The following is a 23,761-nucleotide window of genomic DNA, read 5'->3' as shown; positions in this document are numbered from 1 at the left end:
CTGACGATGAGCCAGCGGCTATCGACGGAAGGGCCCCTAACGGGGCGAGAGAAGCTACGTCGGAGTCGGATGGACTCGCCAGATCGGCCGCTGCGCCGATCAGTCTCTCCGGCACGGTCGTGCTGACCGACGCCGAGGGCAATCCTGTCGTCGATTCGAGCGCTCAGCTCTACGTCAGGGTGCGTGCGAGGGGCGTGACATGGGGCTTCCCAGGCGCCTTCGGTTCGACGTTCTCGCTCACGAATCTTCCTGCGGGCGACGACTACTTCCTCGAGGTCGAGGACCTATCCGGGCGATACGCCACGACGTTCTCGGGTGGAACCCCGTTCGAGGCCGATGCCGAGGAGTTCGATGCGAGCGCTTCTGGCATCGAGATCAGAATGCCACTGGCCGCACAAGTCTCAGGACGGCTCGACGTCACGACCCAGGGGTGGCGGAACGATTTGGTGATCGAGGCATGGCGAATCGACGAAGCGGACGGCAAGCTCCGTCTCGTCCTCACCATGTGGGACAACCCGATGGCCAACCCCGGGTTCAATCTCGCGCTCTTTCCTGGCGCATACGTCTTCCGAGCCCATTCCGGCGGGGAACGTGATCTGAGTGCCGAATTCTTCCGCGAGACCGAATACCTCGACGAGGCGGAGGTCGTCAACCTCGCACCGGGCGAGCAGTTCTCGGGCCTCGACTTCCTGCTCTCGGAGTTCACATGGAAGGTGTATCGGAGTTCGGGTCCGGATCGCTACGCCACGTCGGTTGCGGCGACGCAGGCCTTCGATCCCGACCTCCCTGTGCTCTACATCGCGAGTGGCGAGAACTGGCCCGACGCTCTGAGCGCCGGCCCGGCGGCTGCCGCCAGGGGTGGGGCGCTCCTGCTGACGCAGCCGGGTGCTCTGCCGGCCGTCGTGGCTCGAGAGATCGAGCGCTTGGCACCCCGAGAGGTGGTCGTCGCAGGCGGGGCGGGTTCGGTCTCTCCGACCGTGTTCGAGCAGGTCCGATCGATCGTTCCGACGACGAGGCGGGTCGGTGGCGCCGACCGCTATGAGACGTCCCGGAACCTCGTAATCGACGCCTTCGTTGAGAAGCCGTATGACAACGTCTTCGTGGCCACCGGCCGCGACTTCCCCGATGCGCTCTCGGCGGGTGCGGTCGCCGGTCGCCGCCACGAACCGGTTCTCCTCATCGATGGGGAGCGGGCGGGAATCGACGCCGCCACGAGCGCCGTTCTCTCTGACCTCGACGTGTCGGCCGCCTTCCTCGCCGGTGGAACGGGAGCCATCACGGCATCGATCGAAACGGAGCTCGTCGAGTCCGGCATGGTCGCCCGCGTCGCCCGTGCTGCGGGAATCGACCGGTACGACACGAGCGCCAAGATAGCCGATGCATTCCCAGCTTCATCACTGAACGACCTCGTGTTCATCGCACAGGGCACCGGGTTCGCGGATGCGCTTGCGGGCGGCCCGGTGGCAGCCGCAGTCGGTGCGCCATTGCGACTGTCGCGGCCCGAGTGCATTCCCGAGGGCACGCTCTACGCCATGTGGATTCAGAGTGAGGACGAAGTCGTGCTCCTGGGAGGAGAAGGCGCCCTGAGCGAGGATGTCGCCTCGCTGACTGTGTGTGGTTGATCCCGATCGGCTGAAGTGAAGGGTCGAAGGCCCGTGTGCGGTGACCGCGCCCCGCTCGACCTCCCGGCCGCGGCGGGATACTCAGGCGGCCATGTCCGCGGTGCGCTAGTCACCCATGGTCCGGCGTCGCCGGTCCTCATGCTGGTGGGCGACTCCGTCTACCTGATTCAGAGCAAGTCCGTCGGCGAAGCGGTGCTCATGCAAATCCCCTGAGGCCGCGTCGCGCATGTCGTGACTGGCGCCCGCGACATCCGTTTGCCATAATTACTTCCTGAACGGTCGGTCACTAATTCCGATCGACGGATGCCGCGAGCCCACGCCTACGCTGGGTGCAGCGTTCCACCACAGACAGTGCGGTCAGGAGTGGCAGTGCCCATCAACAGCAGCGTGGCCGAGGCCTACCTCGTCGGAGGCGTTCGCACGCCGGTCGGCCGCTACGGGGGCGCGCTCGCCGGAGTGCGCCCCGACGACCTCGCCTCGCTCGTCGTCGGCGAGGCAGTGCGACGCGCCGGGCTCGAGCAGGCCGCGATCGAGGCGGGCGCGATCGACGAGGTCATCCTCGGTGCCGCCAACCAGGCCGGGGAAGACAACCGCAATGTCGGCCGCATGTCGGTGCTGCTCGCCGGGCTGCCCGACTCGGTGCCCGGCATCACCGTCAACCGGCTCTGCGCATCGGGCATGTCGGCGATCACGATGGCGGCGCAGGCGATCCGGGCCGGTGACGCCGACCTCATCATCGCCGGCGGCGTGGAGTCGATGACGCGCGCGCCGTGGGTGCAGGCCAAGCCCGAGAAGGCCTGGGCCAAGCCCGGTGCCGCGTACGACACCTCGATCGGCTGGCGTTTTCCGAACGCCAGGCTGCTGGCCCGTGACAAGGCGACGTATTCGATGCCGGAGACGGCCGAAGAGGTCGCGCGACTCGACGGCATCACCCGCGACGAGGCCGACGCCTTCGCCCTGCGCTCGCAGCAGCGAGCCGCTGCGGCCATCGCCGCCGGGCGGTTCGAGGCCGAGATCGTCGGCGTGCCGACTGCTCGCGGTGAGGTGCTCGTCGACGAGGGCCCGCGACCTGAGACCACGATCGAGGCGCTTGCCGGCCTGCGTGCCGTCGTGCCCGGCGGCTCCGTCGTGACGGCGGGCAATTCGAGTGCGCTGAACGACGGGGCATCCGCCATCGTGGTCGCGAGCGCGGCCGCCGTCGAGCGCTACGGCCTCACGCCACGGGCTCGTGTCATCGTCGGCACCTCAGCCGGCTTGGCGCCCGAGATCATGGGCCTCGGTCCGGTGCCCGCGACCGAGAAGGCGCTCGCCCGCTCTGGGCTGTCGATCGCCGATCTCGGCTCCATCGAACTCAACGAGGCGTTCGCCACGCAGTCGATCGCGTCGATGCGCCGCCTCGGCCTCGACCCCGAACGAGTCAACGCCGACGGCGGGGCGATCGCCCTGGGGCATCCGCTCGGCTCGTCGGGGTCGCGACTCGTGGTGACGCTGCTCGGTCGCATGGAGCGCGAGGGGTCACGGCACGGACTCGCGACGATGTGCGTCGGCGTCGGCCAGGGCGCCGCCCTCATCGTGGAGCGCGTGTGATGCGCGCGGGTCGCGAGACCTCGCGCTCCTCGTCGATCGGCGATGAGGGCCCGCTCCTCATCGAGCGGCTCGACGACCGGGTCGTTGCGACGCTCAACCGACCCGAGAAGCGCAACGCCATCGATCAGGCGACGATCGATGCGCTGCACCTCCTGTGCGCCGAGCTCGAGGCGATTCCGCGCACGCTCATCCTCACCGGGGCCGGTGGCACCTTCGCGTCGGGCGCCGACATCGCTGAGCTTCGCGAACGGCGGGCCGACGATGCGCGCGCCGGCATCAACGCTCACGCCTTCGTGCGGCTCGCGCTGCTGCCGATGCCCGTGATCGCCGCCCTCGACGGCTACGCGCTCGGCGGCGGCGCCGAGCTCGCGTACGCCGCCGACATCCGCATCGCGACACCCGCGCTGAAGATCGGCAACCCAGAGACGGGCCTCGGCATCATCGCCGCGGCCGGGGCGAGCTGGCGGCTGAAGGAGATCGTTGGCGATGCGCGGGCGATCGAACTGCTGCTGACCGGTCGCACCGTGGGTGCGGCCGAGGCGCTCGAGATCGGCCTCGTGAGCGAGCTGCACCCGGCCGATGAGCTGCTGCCGGCGGCGCACGCCATCGCCGATCGAATCGCCCGCAACGATCGCGCTGCAACGATCGCGACGAAGCGCGTCTTCCGGGCGCGGCGCGACGCGCACCCCGCCGTCGATCTCGACGAGCAGGCAGTGCTCTTCGAGAGCCCCGAGAAGCTGCGGCGCATGACCGAGTTCCTCGAGAGGAAGCGCAGATGAACGACACCGCGACGGGCGCTCCCGCCGACGTCGGCGTGCTCGGCGGCGGGCGCATGGGCGCCGGCATCGCGCACGCGTTCCTGCTCGCGGGGTCGCGCGTAACGGTCGTCGAGCGCGATGCGGATGCCGCGGGCGCGGCGTCGGCCCGAGTGCTCGAGTCGGTCGCGACCTCCGTGGCCCGCGGCACGGCCGACGACGAGCAGAGTGCGATCGCCGCGCGCTTCGCCGCCTCGACCGAGGTGGGCGACTTCGCCGGCTGCGACCTCGTCGTCGAGGCCGTGCCCGAAGACCTCGAACTGAAGATCGATGCCCTCACGCGCGTCGAGGCGGTGCTCGCGCCCGGCGCGGCGCTCGCATCGAACACCTCGTCGATCTCGATCGATCAGCTGGCCGCACTGCTCGACCGGCCTTCGCGGTTCGTGGGCCTGCACTTCTTCAACCCGGTGCCCGCATCGTCACTCGTCGAGATCGTGCGCGGCGAGGCGACCGACGGCCTGCTCGTCGAGCAGGCGCGGGCATGGGTGCATGCGATCGGCAAGACACCGATCGTCGTCGCCGATGCGCCCGGCTTCGCATCGTCACGACTCGGCGTGGCCCTCGGGCTCGAGGCGATCCGCATGCTCGAAGACGGCGTCGCATCGGCGGAAGACATCGACGCCGCGATGAGCCTCGGCTACAAGCATCCCGTGGGCCCGTTGCGCCTCACCGACATCGTAGGGCTCGACGTGCGGCTCGGCATCGCCGAGTACCTCTCGAACACGCTCGGCGAGCGCTTCGCCCCGCCCGCACTGCTGCGCCGCATGGTCGCCGAGGGCAAGCTCGGCCGAAAGACCGGCGAGGGCTTCTACCTGTGGGATGCCCCGTGAAAGGAACACCGATGACCGAGATTCTGCCGAGCTACGTGAACGGCGCGTGGTGGACCCCCGATGCCACGGCCGCCGCAACTGCGAATGAGGTGCGCGACGCATCGACCGGCGAACTCGTCGCTCGCGTGTCGACCGAGGGGCTCGATCTCGGCGCCGCGCTCGAGCACGCCCGCACGGTCGGGCAGGCCTCGCTCGGCGAACTCACCTTCCACCAGCGGGCGGTGCTGCTCAAGCAGATGGCGCTCGCCCTCACCGAGCGCAAGGCCGAGCTCTACGAGGTCTCCGCTCGCACCGGCGCCACCAAGCAGGACTCGTGGGTCGACATCGACGGCGGCATCGGCGTGCTCTTCACGTACTCGTCGAAGGGCAGACGCGAGATGCCGAACTCGAAGGTCTACGTCGACGGCGCTGTCGAGAACCTCTCGAAGGACGGCTCATTCCTCGGACGGCATATCTACACGCGCCTGCCCGGCGTCGCGGTGCAGATCAACGCCTTCAACTTTCCGGTGTGGGGTTCGCTCGAGAAGTTCGCGCCCGCCTTCCTCGCCGGCGTGCCAACACTCGTGAAGCCCGCGACGCCCACCGGCTACCTCGCCGAGGCGTTCGTGCGCATCCTCATCGAATCGGGTCTGGTGCCCGAGGGCTCGCTGCAACTCGTCTCGGGCAGCGTGCCCGACCTCTTCGACCACTTGCGCCTCGGCGACCTCGTCGCCTTCACCGGCTCGGCCTCGACCGCCGAGAAGCTGCGCCGGCACCCGTCGGTGCAGACCGGCGGTGTGCGCTTCACGGTAGAGACCGACTCGATCAACGCGAGCGTGCTCGGCACCGACGCGGTCGAGGGCACGCCTGAATTCGACGCCTACGTGAAGCAGCTCGTCGCCGAGATGACGTCGAAGGCGGGGCAGAAGTGCACGGCGATCCGTCGGGCGATCGTGCCTGCGGCATCCGTCGACTCGGTCATCGACGCCGTGCGCGCCCGCATCGCCGAGCGCGTCGTGCTCGGCGACCCGCGCGCCGACGGCGTCACCATGGGGCCCCTCGCCTCGCTCACCCAGCGCGACGAGGTGCTGCGCCAGGTCGGAAAGCTCACGGCCGGTGGCGGCGAGCTCGTGATCGGCTCGACGGATGCCCCGAGCGTCAGACGCTCCGAGGGCAGCGGCGGCGAGACATCCGACGGCGCATTCGTGGCGCCCATGCTGCTTCGATTCGCGGATGCCTCGAGCTCGGCGCTGCACGAGGTGGAGGCGTTCGGGCCGGTCTCGTCGATCGTGGGCTACGACTCGATCGCCGAAGCCGTCGCCCTTGTGGCTCGCGGCGGTGGCTCGCTCGTGACGAGTGTCGCGACGCATGACCCCGCGGTCGCCGTGGAACTCGCCGGGGGCATCGCGGCGTACAACGGCCGCGTGCTCTTCCTCGATCGCGACGATGCGCGTTCGTCGACCGGGCACGGCTCGCCGCTGCCGAACCTCGTGCACGGCGGGCCGGGTCGGGCCGGCGGCGGAGAAGAGCTCGGCGGCATCCGCGCGGTGCTGCACCACATGCAACGCACGGCGGTGCAGGGGTCTCCCGAGATGCTGACCGCCCTGACCGGGGTGTGGCACACGGGATCCGCATCGCAACCCGGCGGCGTGCACCCGTTCCGCAAGTCGCTCGCAGAGCTGAAGATCGGCGACCAGGTCGTGTCGGGCTCGCGCGAGGTGACGCTCGACGACATCGAGACCTTCGCGGCGTTCACGGGCGACACGTTCTACGCGCACATGGACGAGGCGGCAGCATCCGCGAACCCGTTCTTCCCCGGCCGGGTCGCGCACGGCTACCTGCTCGTGTCGTGGGCGGCGGGCCTCTTCGTGGACGCCGCGCCCGGGCCGGTGCTCGCGAACTCGGGCCTCGAGAACCTGCGGTTCGTGACCCCGGTGTCGCCGGGCGACTCGATTCGGGTCGAGCTCACGGCGAAGCAGATCACGCCGCGAGAGACCGACGAGTACGGCGAGGTGCGCTGGGACGCGGTGCTGAAGAACCAGAACGACGAGCTCGTCGCCTCGTACGACGTGCTCACCCTGGTCGCGAAGGAGCTCGCTCCGGCGTAGGAGCGCCTCGGCCTCTTTAGGACGGAAACTGACCACTACGCTGCGTACCGTCGTGGTCATGGACAACGACACCGACATCCGGCCCTTCCGCATCGACATCCCCCAGGCTGACCTCGACCATCTGAACGATCGACTCGCACGAACCCGGTGGCCCGACGAACTGCCGGGCGTCGGGTGGAGCTACGGCACTCCGTCGAGCTACCTGAAAGGACTGGCCGAGTACTGGCGAACGTCGTACGACTGGCGTGAGCACGAGGCGAAGCTGAACGCGTTCCCTCAGTTCACGACGACCATCGACGGCCAGAACATCCACTTCCTGCACGTGCGCTCACCCGAGCCGAACGCCCTGCCGTTGATCCTCACCCACGGTTGGCCCGGCTCGATCGTGGAGTTCTTGGAGGTCATCGGGCCGCTGACCGACCCTCGCTCCCATGGCGGCGATCCGGCCGATGCGTTCCATGTCGTCGTGCCGTCGATGCCCGGATTCGGCTTCTCGGGGCCGACGCACGAGACCGGCTGGGACCTCTCGCGAATCGCGCGTGCCTGGGCGCAGCTCATGCAGCGTCTCGGATACGAGCGCTACGGGGCGCAGGGGACCGACAGCGGATCGGTGATCTCGCCGCTGCTCGGCCGGTTCGACACTGACCACGTGGTCGGAGTGCATGTCAACGGCAGCCTCGGATTCCCGTCGGGCGACCCGGCGGAGTTCGCGCGCATGACGGAGGCCGAGCAGGCTCGGCTCGGCGCGCTGCAGCAGGAGATGGACGAGAGCTCGGCGTACGCGATCCTGCAGTCGACGAGGCCGCAGACGGTGGGCGTGGGGCTCTCGGACTCGCCGGCCGGTCAGCTCGCGTGGATCGTGGAGAAGTTCAAGGAGTGGACGGATCCTGCCAACGAACTGCCCGAGGACGCGGTCGATCGTGATGCGCTGCTCACCGATGTGAGTGTCTACTGGTTGACGGGCACGGCCACGTCGTCGGCGCGGCTGTATCGCGAGGGCCGGGCGAGCTGGGGGCAGCAGACGGTGCGATCCGAGGTGCCATCGGGCGTTGCGGTGTTCCCGGGCGACTTCGGCATCCGTACGATCGCCGAGCGCGATGACAACGTCGTGCACTGGTCGGAGTTCGACCGCGGCGGTCACTTCCCGGCCATGGAGGTGCCCGACCTCCTCGTCGGAGATGTGCGGACGTTCTTCCGCGGACTGCGGTGACGCGTGGCGGCGCCGGGCTCGTTCCGGCGTCGCCGTGCCGCGTCGCGGTGTGATCGGCCAGCCGGTGGGCGGAGGTCAGCCGCGGAGGGCGAGCACGAAGGGCAGCACCTCGGAGGCGCCGGCCCGGCGCAGCTCACGGGCGGCGATGGTCAGGGTCCACCGGCTGTCGGCCTGGTCGTCGACGAGCAGCACACCGCCCGCGGGCACGTCGAGGCCGTCGGCGGTGAAGCGCTCCCAGAGCCCGGCAAGGCGGAAGGCGCTGTTGCCACCGGGCTGGCCGGTCGGGCCATCGCCGGCCGACGAGAGAGCGCCGAGATACGGCAGGCGCCCGACGTCTGCGAGACCGCGGGCGAGCGAATCGACGAGCAGGGGGCGTGAGCGCGAAGGCATCGCGACGACGGCGACCGGGCGCTCGGCCCAGCCCCAGTCGGCGAGCACGCGCACGCACGCGGCGAGCACCTGGGGCGACACGGGAGCATCGGGCGCGCCGGCGGCGAACAGCTCGCGCAGCGTGCCGCCCCAGCCGAGGTCGGTGAGGCGGGCCAGCGCCCGGCCCTCGCCCGCTTGCTCGGCGGGGGGGATGCGCCCCTTCACCGGCACGCCGAGTCGGTCGGCACCGGTGGGCCACTGACGTCGCGGCTCGACGGGCACGCCGACGCGGTCGAGCGACTCGGCAGCCGACGCAGTTGCCGATGCCTCGATCTCGCGCGGGAACCAGACGCCCGCGCAGTTGTCGCACCGCCCGCAGGGCGCCGCCGTCTCGTCGTCGAGCGATCGCTGCAGGAACTCCATGCGGCATCCGCCGCTCTGCTCGTAGTCGATCATGTGCTGCTGCTCGGCCTCGCGCTCGGCCGCGATGCGACGATAGCGCTCGGCGTCGTAGACCCACGGCTCGCCGGTCGCGACCCAGCCACCCTGCACGCGCCGCACGGCGCCGTCGACGTCGAGCACCTTGAGCAGCAGTTCGAGCGGCGTGCGGCGGATGTCGACCATCGCCTCGAGCGCCGGCGTTGAGACGGGCGTGTCGCCGAGCGCGGCGATCACCCGCTCTGCGCGGTCTTGGTCGGGCATCGACGCGGTGGCGAAGTAGTGCCAGATGGCGCCGTCTTCGGTGCCCGGCAGCAGCAGCACGTCGGCACTCTCGCTCGCACGGCCGGCGCGACCGACCTGCTGGTAGTAGGCGACGGGCGAGGAGGGCGCTCCCAGATGCAGGACGAAGCCGAGATCGGGCTTGTCGAAGCCCATGCCGAGCGCGCTTGTGGCGACGAGCGCCTTGACCTCGTTGCGCTTCAGCATGCCCTCGGACTCGGTGCGCTCGTCGGTGTCGGACTGCCCGGTGTAGGCGCGCACCTCGTGCCCGCGTTGTCGTAGCAGGCGAGCGGTGTCGTTGGCCGCCGCGACGGTGAGCGTGTAGATGATGCCCGAGCCGGGCAGGTCGTCGAGGTGGCTGAGCAGCCACGCCAGTCGGCTGGGCGAGTCGGGCAGTCGCAGCACACCGAGCCGCAGCGACGCGCGCGCGAGCGGCCCGCGAATGGTGAGCACCTCGCCGGCGGTGCCGAGCTGCTCGGCGACGTCGGCGACCACGCGGCTGTTGGCCGTCGCCGTGGTCGCGAGCACCGGCACCTCGGCCGGCATCTGCGCGATGAGCTCGCGCAGCCGCCGATAGTCGGGGCGGAAGTCGTGGCCCCAGTCGCTGATGCAGTGCGCCTCGTCGACCACGAGCATGCCGATGCGTCGCACCAGCGCGGGCAGTTGCTGCTCGCGGAACGCCGGGTTGTTGAGCCGCTCAGGCGACACGAGCAGCACGTCGACCTCGTCGCGGTCGAGCTGGGCGAGCACATCGCCCCACTCGTGTGCGTTGGTCGAGTTGATGGCCACGGCGCGCACGCCGGCGCGCTCGGCCGCGGCGATCTGGTCGCGCATGAGGGCGAGCAGCGGCGAGACGAGCACGGTCGGCCCGGCTCCCTGCTTGCGAAGCAGCAGGGTCGCGACGAAGTACACCGCCGACTTGCCCCACCCGGTGCGCTGCACGACGAGCGCGCGCCGACGGCCCTCGACGAGCGCGTCGATCGCCTCGAACTGCCCGTCGTGGAACTCGGCGTCGTCGCGCCCCACGAGTTCGCGCAAGGCGACGAGTGCGGCGGCGCGAGTGTCGGCAGGCGGTGCGTCGAGGGTCATGGGGTCCACTCTGCTGCACGCCGCCGACAGACGGCTGGGCGATCGGATGTCGGGTTCCCAGCGCACCCGTATCCGATGCTGTGGAGGCGCGGTCAGGAGTTTCACAGCTGAGCACACGTCATGAATCGCGTCATCCGCCATCTCTTGGTTGGTGGCAATGAACAGCCACCCGTCCTCACCCGAGAGGACCAGCCCGACCGGCGTGCACCGCACGTCACGCATCGGCGCCACCCGTGCGCCCCTGCACCGGCACGCTTGCGCGATACCCAGCGCAGGCGCTGCCGGTCGTGCCCGAACCTCCCGGATGTGGAGCCGACGCAACTGCGCCGCGCCCCACGTGAGACGTCCGTGGAGAAAGGGAAGCAACAGTGATGAACATCGCGATCGGGTCATCCCGAGATCGTGCTCGACGACTGCAGACGCTGCTGGTGTTCGCGATCTGCCTCGTGCTCGGTGTCGCCGCGAACGTGCTCATGATCGGCACGGCCGCCCATGCAACCGGAGGCACGCCGATCTCGATCGACGACGTCGCCTTCGTGCACGACGAGTTCGACGACGGCAGCCAACAGGAGATCACCGTCAAGTGGAGCGTGCCGGGCGAGGCCGCGAACCCGGTGAGCGTGACCGTCGACCTGCCCGACGGGCTCAGCGGCCATGAAGACCGTTTCGCCATGATCGACCCAGACGGCGAGGCCGCGGGCGAGTGCGTCGTCTCGAGCTCGAACATCACCTGCACGGTCGACCCCGCCTACATCGACGGGCACGAGTTCGACATGCAAGGCGAATTCACCTTCCGGGTAAACGTGTGGCTCGAGAACCTCGAGACCGAAGAGCGGGTCTTCGAGTTCGGCGACGTCAGCGACACCGTCACCGTCGGCCCGAACCCGAGCCGCTGCTTCGAGAACTGCGAGTTCGGCGGCTGGGGCGCGTCGAAGAGCGGTTCGTATCGCAACCTCGAAGACACCATCACGTGGTGGGTGGGCGTGCCCGGCGGAGCCGACGGCATCCCCGCGGGCCGCGACATCGTGGTGGAAGACCAGCTCGACCTCGGCGCCTTCGAACTCGTCGGCGCCCCCGTCGTGTACGAGGCCCGTTCACTCGCCTACGACTCACTCGGCCGGCAGAACCCCGTCTTCGCAGCGAAGCCGGCATCGGAGGTCAACGTCTCGGCCGATGGCCTTCGCGTCGACTTCACCTCGGTGCGCGGACTCGGCACCCGAGCCCCCGAAGGCCAGCAGGGCATCACCGGCTCGATGTACGAGGTCGTGTGGACCGTGAAGGTGCTCGACGAGGGCAAGGCCAAGACCTACCAGAACACGGCGAAGTACAGCGTCGAGGGCGTCGAGCCCGGCACCACGACCGGCACGGCGACCCGCGTGTCGGGCTCGGGCACCGTGGTCGGGCGCAACTTCGGCAGGTTCCAGCTGACGAAGGAGCTCGCGGGCGACACGTCGCTCACGCCCCAGTTCACGGTGAACTACACGGCGACGCTCGACGGAACCGTGACCGAGCAGCGCACCATCCCGCTACGCGCCGGCGAGTCGTTCCTCAGCGATGAGCTCTTCAAGGGCACCACCATCACGCTCGACGAGATCACGCCCGTCGAACCGTCGAACGTCACGTGGGCCGACCCGGTCTTCGTGCTGCCCGACGGCACCGAGAGCGAGCGACTCGAGCTCACCTTCTCGTCGGCCGAAGGCAACCTCGGCGCCGTCACGCAGATCCGGCTGCAGAACCGCGCGACCCTGCAGAAGGGCTCGCTCTCGGCCCACAAGACCGTGGTGAACGACGACGGCATGCGTATCCCCGATGACACGACCTTCACCCTGAACTACCGTTGGGCCGCTGACGCGGGGAAGGGCATCCCGCAGGGCGGTGGCTCGGTCGAGCTACCGCTCGACGGCGAGCGCATCGAGATTCCGAATCTTCCCATCGGGGCGGTCGTCGACTTCATCGAGAGCACGCCGACCGCCGTGCCCGGTGCGAGCTGGCAGGCACCGGTGATCGAGCCCGCCCGAATCGTCGTCGACGCCTCGAGCCCCGACGTCGACGTCACCGTGACGAACACGCTCGCACGCGACTTCGGCGACTTCGAGATCGTCAAGCGCCTCGACGGCAACGCCGCCGGACTCGTCGACGACCCGACCTTCACGGTCGAGTGGTCGTACCCGGCCGACCCCGAGCGCGGCGTCTACGAAGCCGGCAACGGCGTGGTCGAGGTCACTGCTGGCGGTGCGCCGGCCGTCGTCGAGCACCTGCCCGCCGGTGCAACGGTCACGCTCGAAGAGGTGCTCGAGCGAGTGGAAGGCGGCACGTGGGCAGAACCCGTGTTCAGCCAGAAGACGTTCACCGTCGTCGCGGGCAACCGCCTCACGATCGACCTCGACAACGAGCTCACGCTGAACGCGGGCTACTTCTCGGCGCGCAAGGCGCTCGAGGGCACCGGCGCGATGCTCGTGCCGGCCACCGACGCGTTCACCATCCACTACAGCTACGAGGCCGGCATCGGCTTCGCGGCCGGTGAGGGCGAACTCGTCGTGGGCGCCGACGGATCGACGGCCACGAGCGGCCCGCTGCCCTACGGCGCCGTGCTGCAGCTCGCGGAACTCGCTCCGCAGCCCGTGCTCGGCGCAACCTGGGGAGAGACACCTGAGTTCTCCACCGACACAGTGACGATCGGCGACGGCACGACGGTCGACGTCGTCCTCACCAACACGATCACCCGTGACGTCGGGGCGTTCAGCCTGCAGAAGCAGGTGGAGGGCAGCGGCGCGTACCTCGTCGGGGCCGACCGTGAGTACACGTTCACCTACGAGTACCCCGCCGGCCCGAGCTTCGACGCGCTCGAGCCGACCGAGGTCGCGGTGCCGGCCGACGGCACGACCGTGACGGTCGACGACATCCCCGCAGGGGCCGTCGTCACCGTGCGCGAGGTGACGCCGGAAGCCGTCGTCGGCGGCACCTGGGATGCGGTGGAGTTCAGCGAATCGAACACCTTCGTCATCGGCAACGGCCAGCAGGCCGACGTGCTCGCCGTGAACACCCTGCACCTGAACGACGGATTCCTCTCGGTGCGCAAGGCGGTCGACGGCTCGGGCGCTTCGATGCTGCCGAGCGATGCGACCTTCACCGTGCGCTACGAGTACCCGGCCGGCAACGGCTTCTCTGGCGGTGCCGGCCTCCTCACGCTGTCGGCCGACGGCGCTGCCATGACGAGCGAGGCGATTCCGTTCGGTGCGGTGGTGACCCTCACCGAGCTCGCCCCCGCCGCGGTCGACGGCGCCAGTTGGGCCGGCGCCGTGTTCAGCGATGACGTCGTCGTGATCGGCGATGGCACCGTCGGCGCGGTCACGCTGACGAACACCCTCGAGCGGTATCCCGCCCCGGGCCTAGCCTCGACGGGCGTCGAGGGGCTCATGCCCGCGGTGGCGGGCGGGGCGCTCGCGCTCGTGCTCGGTGCCGCACTGCTGCTCATGGCCGCGGTTCGCCGCCGCCGCGCGTAGCGGTCGAAGACTGAAGGCCGGGTCGCGCATCCCCGAAGCGCGGCCCGGCCTTCTTCATGTCGCCAGTGGCTCAGACGGCCGGGGCATCCGCTCATTCCCCACCTCAGAGGGCCGATGAGCTCCGCGTCGAAGAATAGGGCGATCTGCGGATGTCGCGTGCCCGCCTTAGGGAGGAATCTCGAGTCATATCAACACAGGAGTCGACATGTACATCGCAGAATCCAGCTTTCCCCACCTCGTCGCTGCGAACGACGAACGACTCGCCACCGCACTCGAGCGCCGCAGGGTCGCCACCGAGCGCCGGTTGGAGTCGGCGGCGGCTACGACCAGACGGCCCCGGCGGGCGACCGCGCGCTGGGGCACCCGTCACCAGGTCGTCGACCCGGTCGATGCCGCCTGCTGCGCGACGGCGTGACGAACGATCGATGGAGGTTGCGGCGCTAAATGTTAGTGACTAACATTTAGAGACGTGACCGACACGCCGCGCCTCGACCCTGAGCGCACCACGAAGCGACAGCGCACGCTCGCAGCGCTCGCCGATGCCGGGCTCGAACTGTTCGAACGGCAGGGGTACGACGCGACCACGGTCGGCCAGATCGCGCGGGCGGCCGGTGTCACCGAGATGACCTTCTTCCGCTACTTCGCTGCGAAGGAGCACCTGCTGCTCGACGACCCCTACGACCCGGTGCTCATCGTCGCCATTGCGGGGCAGCCGCGCGCTGATCCACCGTTCCTTCGGGCCGCGAGCGGAGTGCGCGCCGCCTGGCGTGCGCTGCCCGAGCCCGAGGCGCCCATGATCCGGCGGCGGGTGCGCATCATCGCCCAGACGCCGGCGCTGCGCGGCGCGATGTGGCGGTCGACGGGCAACACCGAACGAGCGATCGTCGAGCAACTGGTGGCCGACGGCGCGACGCCCGGGGTGGCACGGGTGGCCGCGGCATCCGTGCTCGCCGCCCTCGTCGCGGGGCTGTACTCGTGGGCCGAGGGTGAAGACGCCTCGCTCGCCGACGCGATCGAAGACGCCCTCGACGTGATCGTGGTTCGGCGATGACGGCGTCGGCCGCGTCGGTCGCTCCGGTCGCACCGCGGCTGGATGCGCGACGACTCGTTCGCGAGTTCCCCGGCGGGGCCGGCGTGCACGACGTCGACCTCGCCGTCGCGCCGGGCGAGATCCATGCGATCGTCGGCCTCAACGGCGCCGGCAAGACGACGCTCATGCGCCTCGCGCTCGGCATGCTCCGCCCGCAATCGGGCACTGTGCGCATCGACGGCGTCGAGATCGCGGATGCCCCGGCGTCGCTGTGGGCTCGCGTCGGGCAGCTGGTGGAGCATCCGCTCGCCTACGCCGAGCTCGATGGGAGGTCGAACCTCATCGTCGCCGCCCGCCTGCACGGCATCGACCGCCGCGCTGCCGGCGACCTCGTCGACCGGGCGATCGCCGAGTTCGACCTCGCCCGGTATGCGAGCGTGCGGGCGAGTCGGCTCTCGCTCGGCAATCGTCAGCGCATCGGCCTCGCCGCGGCGCTGCAGCACGATCCGACGCTCATCATGCTCGACGAGCCGACGAATGCGCTCGACCCGTCGGGGGTGATCCTGCTGCGCGAGTCGCTGCTCCGTCGCGCCGGGGCGGGCGCTGGCATCCTCGTCTCGAGTCACCACCTCGACGAGGTCGCGCGCATCGCCGACCGCATCACCGTCATCAACGCAGGCCGTGTGGTGGGGGCGCTCGACCCGGCCGGCATCGACCTCGAGCGGGCGTTCTTCACGATGCTGCACGCCGACGACCGCGAGCGGGATGCCGCATGAGCGCGCTCTTCGGCACGGCGGTGGCGGTCGAGGCGGGCAAGGCGCGCGCGTCGCGAGTGATGCTCTCGATCACGGTGATCCTCGTGGCCGGTGTCGCCGCGCTCGCGAGCGGCATGCTGTTCGGAGTGGCATCCGGCGACGAGCAATTGCTCGCCAAGCTCGGGCCGCTCGCCCGAGCGGGCGGCTGGGCAGGGCTCGTCGGAGTGGTCGCGCAGATCACGTCCGCCGGCGGGTTGCTCGCATTCGGTGTGGCGCTCAGTTGGCTGTTCGGCCGCGAGTTCGCCGACGGCACGGTCGGCGGCCTCTTCGCGCTGCCGGTTCGTCGCTCGACCATCGCGCTCGCGAAGCTCACGGTCTTCCTCGCGTGGGCCGTCGGCGTCGCGGTGCTGCTGACCACCATCGTCGCAGTGCTCGGGCTGGCGTTCGGCTACGGCGCGACCGATGCGGCCGGCACCGTCGAGCTCGTGCGCATTCCGGTGCTCGTCGTGCTCACCGCGCTCATCGCGGTTCCCGCAGCGTGGGTCGCCACCCTCGGCAGGGGGCTGCTCCCCGGCATCGCGGCGACGGTGGTGCTGCTGGTGCTGGCCCAGGTGATGGCGGTGATCGGCGTCGGCGCGTGGGTGCCAGTCGTGGCGCCGGCGCTCTGGGCGATCGACCCCGGCGCCGTGCCGGCGGCGAGCCTCGCCATCGTGCCGAGCGTGCCACTCGTGTTCGGTGCGCTCTGCGCGCTGGCCTGGTCGCGCCTGCAGCTCGATCGTTGAGCTCGGTCCTCGAGCTCGGTCGCTGTCGGCCCTATTCGGCCGGCGGGTACTCCGCTGCCCAGTTGATCGCCGCGCGCTCCTGGTCGAGCGGGAACACCCGGAAGCCGCCCGGCACGAGCCCGCCGAAGGCCGTCGCGACGCCGGCGAGCACGTCGTGGTCGGTCACGATCGCCGCACGGCCCCAGCTCGAGAGCGGCAGGCCGACGAGCTTCGCGTCCTGCCACATGGCGCCGACCGAGAGGTGGTCGAAGTCGTCGCCCAGCACGGCAACGACATTCACGTGCTCATGCTCGGCGAGCACGGCGTCGATCGCGGGAACGAGCACGTCGCGGTAGTCGGCCGCGTCGATCGTGCCGATTGCTCGAAAGCCGATCACGCCGTCGGGCAGGTCTACGAGCGGTTCGATCATGCCGTTCCCCCTTCATCGCGGGCCGCTTCGTCATCGCCGCGGCGCCGAGTTCAGCCGAGCAATTCCTCGACGCGGTTCGCCGTGGGCATGCGCAGCCCGTCGAGCGCGACCGCGATGACGTCGTCGGCGAGCTTGTCGGCGTCTTCGCGACCGCCGGGGCGATACCACTCGACGATCGAGTTGATCATGCCGAACAGCAGGCGCGAGACGACGCTCGCATCGATGTCGGAGCGCAGGGTGCCCTCGGCCTGCGCCTCTTCGACGAGGGCGGTGACGGCCTTGTCGAACGCGCGGCGGCGGGCGAGGGCGCGGCGCTCGACCTCGGTGTTGCCGCGCACGCGCAACAGCAGGGTGACGTTCGCGAGCTTCGAGACGAGCACGTGCACGGCGCCGCGCAGCACCTGGTCGACCCGGTCGGCGGCGCGGCCGCCCGCGGCATCCGCTTCGTTCAGCACGCCCTCGAGGGCGCTCAGCGCATCGTCGAGGGCGCGTTCGAGGATCTCGTCTTTCGAGGCGAAGTGGTGGTAGATCGCCGACTTCGACAGCCCCAGGCGGTCGGCGAGCACGCCCATGGAGGTCGCGTCGTAGCCATACTGGTTGAAGGCGGCGACGGCGACCTCGAGAATGCCCTGCTGGTCGTAGCCGGGGCGGCCTCGTCGAAGTGATCCGTTGTCAGACATCGCCCTCATCTTCGCATCCTCGACCTGCGCAGCCGCGAAGTGACGCGAATCGACGTTCCGCACGCCATGGTGCGTCGATTCGCGTCATCTCGGCGTTCCGCTCAACGCGCCGACGAACGCAGGTCGTAGACGCGCTGGTACTTGCCCTCGCTGCGGGGCAGCGCGCCCGGCTCTTCGAGCTGCACGGCGACGGATGACCCGATGCCCTCCTTGATGCGCTTGGCGAGCACGACCGTGGCGGCCTGGCAGACCTCGACGTCGAGATCGGGGTGCCGCTCGATGCGCACGGTCAGGTCGTCCATCGTGCCGGTGCGGCGGAGCTCGAGGATGAAGTGCGGCGTGAGCTGTTCGATGCCGAGCACGATCTCCTCGATCTGCGTCGGGAAGAGGTTCACCCCGCGCAGGATGATCATGTCGTCGTTGCGACCCGTGATCTTCTCGATGCGCCGCATGCCGGGTCGCGCGGTGCCCGGCAGCAGCCGCGTGAGGTCGCGCGTGCGGTAGCGGATGACGGGGAACGCCTCTTTCGTGAGCGAGGTGAAGACGAGTTCGCCCATCTCGCCGTCGGCCAACTGCGCGCCGGTCTCGCCGTCGATGATCTCGGGCAGGAAGTGGTCTTCCCAGATGTGCGGCCCGTCTTTCGACTCGAGGCACTCGTTGCCGACGCCCGGGCCCATGACCTCGCTGAGCCCGTAGATGTCGAGCGCGTCGATGCCGAGGCGCTGTTCGAGCTCGTGGCGCATCTCATTGGTCCACGGCTCGGCGCCGAGCACCGCGACCTTGAGACTGGTCGAGCGCGGGTCGATGCCCTGCTCGACCATGCAGTCGGCGATCGTCAGCAGGTAGCTCGGCGTGCAGAGAATGGCGTCGGGCTCGAAGTCGACGATGAGCTGCACCTGGCGCGCGGTCTGGCCACCAGACATCGGGATGACCGTGGCCCCGAGCTTCTCGATGCCCGCGTGCGCGCCGAGACCGCCGGTGAAGAGGCCGTAGCCGTAGGCGTTGTGCACCTTCATGCCGGGGCGGATGCCGCTGGCCCGCAGCGATCGAGCGACGAGCGTCGCCCAGCGATCGAGGTCGCCGGTCGTGTAGCCCACGACCGTCGGCCGCCCGGTGGTGCCCGATGAGGCGTGGATGCGGGCGACCTGCTCCATCGGCACGGCGAACATGCCGAACGGGTAGGTCTCGCGAAGATCGGCCTTCGTGGTGAAGGGCAGCTTCGCGACATCCGACAGCGAGCGGATGTCGCTGGGATGCACGCCCGCCTCGTCGAACTTCTTCGTGTAGAGCGGCACGTGCTCGTAGGCATGCTGCACGGTCTGCTGCAGTCGCTCGAGCTGCAGCGCCTCGATCTCGGCGCGCGACATCCGCTCTTCGGGGTCGAGCTCGTCAGGGGCCGCGGGGGAGAGGCCTGAAACGGTGGGGGAGGTGGTCGTCGTCGACACGTGGTGCTCCTGGATTCGGTCGTCGGTCGAGTAGCGCGAAGCGCGTATCGAGACCCTCGAGTTCGTAGTGGTCTCGATACGCTCCGCTACTCGACTGACGGGTGGCTGCGATTGGTGGAGATCGAGCGGCCGCGGAACTCGGCGACGGGTTCGCCGCCCTCGTCGACGACCGAGACGTCGTAGAGTCCGGTACGGCCGCTTCGGGTGCGGCGCACCGCGGTCGCGGTGAGCGTCTGCCCGGCGACGGTCGACTTCAGAAAGGTGATGTCGGCGCCCGCCGCGACGGTGACGGTGTCGTCTTCGTTGCAGGCGATCGCGAAGGCGGTGTCTGCGAGCGTGAAGACGAGCCCGCCGTGGGTGATGTGGAACCCGTTGGTCATGTCGTCGCGCACCCGCATCGAGACGATCGCGATGCCCGGCTCGTCGCGCTCGACGACCATGCCGAGGGCGGCGGAGGCGGCGTCTCGCTGCATCATGGCGCGGTTCGGCGCCGAATCGGCCGTCGAGGTCGTCGTCGGGGCATCCGGCATCTGCAGCTCCTCATCGAGTTCATGCGATCGGCACGCCGTTGCTGCGGCGCACGACTTGACTATATACTAACTGAACGATCGGTTAGTAATGTCGGATGCCACGAGCGCCCGCAGACCCGGCGCAAGCCGCACAACACACAGGAGTCGACGATGACCTCTCCCGCTGACCTCAGCGTGGTCGAACGAGAACTCTCCCCTGAGGAGGTGCAGTTCGACGACCTCATCGCCAAGGACTCGCGCATCGAGCCGCGCGACTGGATGCCCGACGCGTATCGCAAGACGCTCATTCGCCAGATCTCGCAGCACGCGCACTCCGAGATCATCGGCATGCAGCCCGAGTCGAACTGGATCACGCGCGCGCCGAGCCTGAAGCGCAAGGCCATTCTCATGGCCAAGGTGCAAGACGAGGCGGGCCACGGCCTCTACCTCTACTCGGCAGCGCAGACGCTCGGCATCACGCGCGAAGAGATGATGCTGCAGCTCATCGAGGGCCGCGCCCGGTACTCCTCGATCTTCAACTACCCCACGCCGACCTGGGCCGACATGGGCGCCATCGGCTGGCTCGTCGACGGCGCCGCGATCTGCAACCAGGTGCCGCTGTGCCGTGCGTCCTACGGCCCCTACGGCCGCGCGATGGTGCGCATCTGCAAAGAGGAGTCGTTCCACCAGCGGCAGGGCTTCGAGATCCTGCTCGAGCTCATGCAGGGCACCGAGGCGCAGCGCGAGATGGCGCAAGACGCCGTGAACCGCTGGTACTGGCCGTCGCTCATGATGTTCGGGCCACCCGACGACGAGTCGCCGAACTCGGCGCAATCGATGGCGTGGAACATCAAGCGCTTCTCGAACGATGAGCTGCGCCAGCGCTTCGTCGGCATGCTCGTGCCGCAGGCCGAGGTGCTCGGCGTGACGCTGCCCGACCCCGAGCTGCGGTTCGATGAGGAGACCGGGCAGTACGACATGAGCGAGATCGACTGGACCGAGTTCAACGAGGTGCTCGCCGGGCGAGGCCCCGCGAACGCCGAGCGCCTGCGCCGTCGTCGCGAGGCGCACGAAGACGGCGCCTGGGTGCGCGAAGCCGCCGCCGAGTACGCCCGCAAGCAGGCCGAGCGGAGTGCGGCAGCATGACCGCCGGTCGAGTAGCGAGCGCCAGCGAGCGTATCGAGACCCTGAGGAGACGACGATGAGCACACCCGGCGAGACCGGCACCGAGGCGTGGCCCCTGTGGGAGGTCTTCGTGCGCGCCAACCGCGGGCTCTCGCACGTGCACGTCGGTTCGCTGCACGCGCCCGACCCAGACATGGCCGTGCGCAACGCCCGCGACCTCTACACCCGCCGTGGCGAAGGCATCTCGATCTGGGTCGTTCCGGCAGAGGCGATCACCACGAGCGACCCCGACGCGAAGGGCGCCTTCTTCGAGAGCCCGGCCGGCAAGAACTACCGCCACGCGGTCTACTACACGAAGAGCGAAGGGGTGAAGCACCTGTGAGCGGACACGGCGACGAGCACGCGCACGGTCACGTCTCCGTCGACGAGCTGAAGCTCGCCGAGGAGTTCACCGGTGCGCAGGCGGGCGGTGAAGGGCAGGTCGCAACGGCGGATGCCGCGGAGTACGCCCTGCGCCTCGGCGACGACGCCCTCGTGCTCGCCCAGCAGCTCGGCATGTGGATCGCCCGCGCCCCTGAGCTCGAAGAAGACGTCGCGCTCGGCAACATCGCCCTCGACCTCATCGGGCACGCCCGCTCGCTGCTGCACTACGCGGGCACCGCGACCGGCCGCAGCGAAGACGACCTCGCCTACTGGCGCGACGAGCCCGAGTGGCGGAACGCCTGGCTCTTCGAGCAGCCGAACGGCGACTTCGCCCACACGATCACACGTCAGCTCGCGGCATCCGTGTACCTCGTCGAGCTGTATGCCCGACTCGCGGACTCGACGGATGCGACGCTCGCGGCGATCGCCGCGAAGTCGCTGAAAGAGGTCGACTACCACCGCGACCACGCGACCCAGTGGGTGCTGCGGCTCGCCGGCGGCACCGACGAGTCGCGCCGCCGCATGATCGCCGCGATCACCGACACCTGGCCGTACGTCGACGAGCTGTTCCATGATGACGAGCTCGTCGAGCGGTTGACGGCCGACGATGTCGCGGTGCTGCCGTCGACGCTGCGCGAGCCGTTCGACGCCGTCATTGATGCCGTGCTCGCCGAGGCGGAGCTCGAGCTGCCGAGCGGCCGCACCGCGTTCATCGCCGCGGGCGGCGGACGCGAGGGCCGGCACACCGAGCACCTGGGGCCGCTGCTCGCCGAGATGCAGGTGCTCGCCCGCGCGCACCCGGGGGCGTCGTGGTGACCGCCACCGCCGGTCGAGTAGCGAGCGCCAGCGAGCGTATCGAGACCCTCGCAGGTGGCCTCGATACGCGTCCTCCTTCGTCGGTCGCTACTCGACCGGCGGAACAGGTCGCCCGGCCGGTGCCGACCGATCCCGCGGCTGCGCGCGCGTGGCACGTCGCCGCGACCGTGACCGACCCCGAGATCCCCGTGCTCACGATCGAAGACCTCGGCGTGCTGCGCGCGGTCGAGGTCGGCGACGACGGTGCCGTGCGCGTGCAATTGACCCCCACGTACAGCGGATGCCCTGCGCTCGACGCCATGCGCGACGACGTGCTGCTCGCGCTCACGCATGCCGGCTACGACGAGGTGCGCGTCGACCTCGTGCTCGCCCCGGCGTGGACGACCGACTGGATGAGCGAGGCCGGCAAAGAGAAGCTGCGTCGCTACGGCATCCAGGCGCCGACCGGGCACGCCGCCGTGCGCGGATCGGGCCCGGTTCGGGTGCAGCTCGCGGTGAAGTGCCCGCGCTGCGACTCGCTCGACACCCGCGAGCTCGCCCGATTCGGATCGACCTCGTGCAAGGCGCTCTACGAGTGCCGCGACTGTCTCGAGCCCTTCGACTACTTCAAGGTGCTCTGATGGCCGCCAAGAACCTCGGCTCGGTTGGTCGAGTAGCGAGCGCCAGCGAGCGTATCGAGACCTCGGGTCTCGATACGCGTCCTCCTGCGTCGGGCGCTACTCGACCGACGAGTGACCTCGCCGGCGCGGCATCCGTCGCCGGTGCGTTCCTGCAGAGCGCCGTCGGCGGCGAGCACGTGGCGAAGCGACGTCGCGCGCGGTTCCACCCGCTCACGGTCGCCGAGGTGCGCCCGCTCACCGACGACGCCGTCGAGGTCACGTTCGAGGTGCCCGACGAGCTCGCCGACGACTACAGCTACCTGCCCGGCCAGTACGTCGCGATCCGGGCCACCCTCGACGGCAAGGAGCTGCGCCGCAGCTACTCGATCTGCCGGCCGCCACAGCGCCCATCTGCCGGAATGGGGGGCAGCATCTCGGTCGCGATCAAGCGCGACCTCGGCGGGCGGTTCTCGACGTGGGCGAACTCCGAACTGAAGGCGGGCGACACCCTCGACGTGATGAGCCCAGAGGGCACGTTCACCTCGACCCTCGACGACCTCGACGGCAAGCACCTCGTCGGCATCGCCGCCGGATCGGGCATCACGCCGCTCATGGCGCTCGCGCACACGGTGCTCGCCCGCTCGGCGTCGGCGCGCTTCACGCTCGTCTACACGAACCGCTCGACGCGCGACGTGATGTTCCTCGAAGAGCTCGCCGAGCTCAAAGACCGCTACCCGGCGAGGCTCGCGCTGCACCACGTGCTCTCGCGAGAGCAGCGCACGGCGCCGCTGCTCTCGGGGCGCATCGACGCCGAGAAGCTCGAGCGCATGCTCGAGGTGCTGATCCCGCCCGCGACGGTCGACGAGTGGTTCCTGTGCGGCCCGTTCGAGCTCGTGCAGCTCGCGCGCGACACGCTCGCCGCGGCATCCGTGCCCGTCAAGCACGTGCGCTACGAGCTCTTCACGACCGACACCGCCGACCGCGTCGAGGGCGAGCGCGGTCGCCCCGTCGTCGTCGAGCGCGGCGAGCCGACTGTTGCGATCGAGTTCACGCTCGACGGGCAGTCGTCGACGGTCGAGAGCCCGGTGAGCGCGAACGAGTCCATTCTCAACGCGGCGCTGCGGGTGCGCCCCGACGTGCCGTTCGCGTGCGCCGGCGGCGTGTGCGGCACCTGCCGCGCCCGCCTCATCACGGGCGATGTCGCGATGACCGAGAACTACGCCCTCGAGCCCGACGAGCTCGAACGCGGCTACGTGCTCACGTGCCAGTCGCATCCGAAGTCCGACCGAGTCGTCGTCGACTACGACGTGTGACGCCGGTACCCTGCGAACGGGTCGAGGAAGACCCGCTGAACGG

At 69.8% G+C, this 23,761-nt stretch carries 21 protein-coding genes; 16 read left to right on the top strand and 5 right to left on the bottom strand.

Annotated elements, in window-relative coordinates:
- Nucleotides 1-119 precede the first annotated feature (119 nt).
- The 6 genes from H521_RS0108680 to H521_RS0108650 all read left to right on the top strand — a co-directional run bounded on the left by H521_RS0108680 (nucleotide 120) and on the right by H521_RS0108650 (nucleotide 8,151).
- Nucleotides 120-1,622 carry a cell wall-binding repeat-containing protein gene (locus tag H521_RS0108680; protein ID WP_022892633.1) on the top strand — a complete coding sequence of 501 codons (1,503 nt, stop codon included), beginning with the start codon at nucleotides 120-122 and terminating at the stop codon, nucleotides 1,620-1,622.
- Between the two features lie 387 nt (nucleotides 1,623-2,009).
- The gene (locus H521_RS0108670) at nucleotides 2,010-3,209 is read left to right on the top strand and encodes an acetyl-CoA C-acyltransferase (protein ID WP_026482091.1); all 1,200 of its coding nucleotides are present in this window, start codon (nucleotides 2,010-2,012) and stop codon (nucleotides 3,207-3,209) included.
- A complete protein-coding gene (locus H521_RS0108665) occupies nucleotides 3,209-3,988 on the top strand; it encodes an enoyl-CoA hydratase/isomerase family protein (RefSeq protein ID WP_022892630.1) in 780 nt (259 codons plus the stop codon). Before H521_RS0108670 ends, H521_RS0108665 begins: the two co-directional genes overlap by 1 nt.
- Nucleotides 3,985-4,854, top strand: a complete 870-nt coding sequence (locus H521_RS0108660) for a 3-hydroxyacyl-CoA dehydrogenase family protein (RefSeq protein WP_022892629.1) — start codon at nucleotides 3,985-3,987, stop codon at nucleotides 4,852-4,854. The genes H521_RS0108665 and H521_RS0108660 overlap by 4 nt, the downstream gene beginning before the upstream one ends.
- Before the next feature lie 11 nt (nucleotides 4,855-4,865).
- Nucleotides 4,866-6,941: a phenylacetic acid degradation bifunctional protein PaaZ gene (paaZ, locus tag H521_RS0108655; RefSeq protein ID WP_022892628.1), complete on the top strand. Its 2,076-nt coding sequence runs from the start codon at nucleotides 4,866-4,868 to the stop codon at nucleotides 6,939-6,941.
- A gap of 58 nt (nucleotides 6,942-6,999) precedes the next feature.
- Nucleotides 7,000-8,151, top strand: a complete 1,152-nt coding sequence (locus H521_RS0108650; protein ID WP_022892627.1) for an epoxide hydrolase family protein — start codon at nucleotides 7,000-7,002, stop codon at nucleotides 8,149-8,151.
- A 75-nt stretch (nucleotides 8,152-8,226) separates the two neighbouring features.
- Here the strand turns inward: H521_RS0108650 and H521_RS0108645 are convergent, their stop codons facing one another.
- On the bottom strand, nucleotides 8,227-10,329 hold the full coding sequence (locus H521_RS0108645; RefSeq protein WP_022892626.1) for a RecQ family ATP-dependent DNA helicase: 2,103 nt from the start codon (nucleotides 10,327-10,329) through the stop codon (nucleotides 8,227-8,229).
- A 371-nt stretch (nucleotides 10,330-10,700) separates the two neighbouring features.
- Here H521_RS0108645 and H521_RS0108640 point away from each other — a divergent pair, with 371 nt between their 5' ends.
- The 5 genes from H521_RS0108640 (at nucleotide 10,701) to H521_RS0108620 (ending at nucleotide 16,399) form a co-directional block, all read left to right on the top strand.
- The gene (locus H521_RS0108640) at nucleotides 10,701-13,832 is read left to right on the top strand and encodes a DUF5979 domain-containing protein (RefSeq protein WP_022892625.1); all 3,132 of its coding nucleotides are present in this window, start codon (nucleotides 10,701-10,703) and stop codon (nucleotides 13,830-13,832) included.
- A gap of 205 nt (nucleotides 13,833-14,037) precedes the next feature.
- Nucleotides 14,038-14,247 carry a hypothetical protein gene (locus tag H521_RS0108635; protein ID WP_022892624.1) on the top strand — a complete coding sequence of 70 codons (210 nt, stop codon included), beginning with the start codon at nucleotides 14,038-14,040 and terminating at the stop codon, nucleotides 14,245-14,247.
- A gap of 54 nt (nucleotides 14,248-14,301) precedes the next feature.
- Complete coding sequence (locus H521_RS22380) at nucleotides 14,302-14,883, top strand: TetR family transcriptional regulator (RefSeq protein ID WP_022892623.1); 582 nt, start codon at nucleotides 14,302-14,304, stop codon at nucleotides 14,881-14,883.
- Complete coding sequence (locus H521_RS0108625; protein ID WP_022892622.1) at nucleotides 14,880-15,638, top strand: ABC transporter ATP-binding protein; 759 nt, start codon at nucleotides 14,880-14,882, stop codon at nucleotides 15,636-15,638. Before H521_RS22380 ends, H521_RS0108625 begins: the two co-directional genes overlap by 4 nt.
- Nucleotides 15,635-16,399, top strand: a complete 765-nt coding sequence (locus H521_RS0108620) for an ABC transporter permease (protein WP_022892621.1) — start codon at nucleotides 15,635-15,637, stop codon at nucleotides 16,397-16,399. Before H521_RS0108625 ends, H521_RS0108620 begins: the two co-directional genes overlap by 4 nt.
- Before the next feature lie 31 nt (nucleotides 16,400-16,430).
- On the opposite strand, the gene H521_RS0108615 is transcribed toward H521_RS0108620, so the two are convergent.
- From H521_RS0108615 to paaI, 4 genes are all read right to left on the bottom strand, one after another.
- Complete coding sequence (locus H521_RS0108615) at nucleotides 16,431-16,808, bottom strand: SpoIIAA family protein (RefSeq protein WP_022892620.1); 378 nt, start codon at nucleotides 16,806-16,808, stop codon at nucleotides 16,431-16,433.
- Between the two features lie 50 nt (nucleotides 16,809-16,858).
- Nucleotides 16,859-17,488, bottom strand: a complete 630-nt coding sequence (locus tag H521_RS22375; RefSeq protein ID WP_156891323.1) for a TetR/AcrR family transcriptional regulator — start codon at nucleotides 17,486-17,488, stop codon at nucleotides 16,859-16,861.
- 101 nt (nucleotides 17,489-17,589) lie between these two features.
- Entirely contained in the window at nucleotides 17,590-18,855 is a 1,266-nt protein-coding gene (gene paaK, locus H521_RS0108605) for a phenylacetate--CoA ligase PaaK (protein ID WP_022892618.1), read from the bottom strand.
- Between the two features lie 164 nt (nucleotides 18,856-19,019).
- Nucleotides 19,020-19,463 carry a hydroxyphenylacetyl-CoA thioesterase PaaI gene (paaI, locus tag H521_RS0108600; RefSeq protein ID WP_022892617.1) on the bottom strand — a complete coding sequence of 148 codons (444 nt, stop codon included), beginning with the start codon at nucleotides 19,461-19,463 and terminating at the stop codon, nucleotides 19,020-19,022.
- Between the two features lie 150 nt (nucleotides 19,464-19,613).
- On the opposite strand from paaI, the gene paaA reads away from it, so the two are divergent.
- From paaA to paaE, 5 genes are all read left to right on the top strand, one after another.
- Nucleotides 19,614-20,588: a 1,2-phenylacetyl-CoA epoxidase subunit PaaA gene (paaA, locus tag H521_RS0108595; RefSeq protein WP_026482086.1), complete on the top strand. Its 975-nt coding sequence runs from the start codon at nucleotides 19,614-19,616 to the stop codon at nucleotides 20,586-20,588.
- 55 nt (nucleotides 20,589-20,643) lie between these two features.
- On the top strand, nucleotides 20,644-20,949 hold the full coding sequence (gene paaB / locus H521_RS0108590) for a 1,2-phenylacetyl-CoA epoxidase subunit PaaB (protein ID WP_026482085.1): 306 nt from the start codon (nucleotides 20,644-20,646) through the stop codon (nucleotides 20,947-20,949).
- Nucleotides 20,946-21,806 (top strand): 1,2-phenylacetyl-CoA epoxidase subunit PaaC, encoded by an 861-nt coding sequence (gene paaC / locus H521_RS0108585; RefSeq protein WP_022892614.1) that lies wholly within the window; start codon nucleotides 20,946-20,948, stop codon nucleotides 21,804-21,806. Before paaB ends, paaC begins: the two co-directional genes overlap by 4 nt.
- A 119-nt stretch (nucleotides 21,807-21,925) precedes the next feature.
- Nucleotides 21,926-22,426, top strand: coding sequence for a 1,2-phenylacetyl-CoA epoxidase subunit PaaD (gene paaD, locus H521_RS0108580; protein ID WP_022892613.1), 501 nt, complete (start codon nucleotides 21,926-21,928; stop codon nucleotides 22,424-22,426).
- Nucleotides 22,426-23,718 carry a 1,2-phenylacetyl-CoA epoxidase subunit PaaE gene (paaE, locus tag H521_RS0108575; RefSeq protein ID WP_022892612.1) on the top strand — a complete coding sequence of 431 codons (1,293 nt, stop codon included), beginning with the start codon at nucleotides 22,426-22,428 and terminating at the stop codon, nucleotides 23,716-23,718. Before paaD ends, paaE begins: the two co-directional genes overlap by 1 nt.
- The last annotated feature ends 43 nt before the right edge of the window (nucleotides 23,719-23,761 follow it).

This window comes from Agromyces subbeticus DSM 16689 (assembly GCF_000421565.1).
Classification (GTDB): Bacteria; Actinomycetota; Actinomycetes; order Actinomycetales; family Microbacteriaceae; genus Agromyces; species Agromyces subbeticus.
The sequence above is the reverse complement of the archived record's forward strand: the minus strand, read 5'-3'. Positions and strand labels throughout refer to the sequence as shown.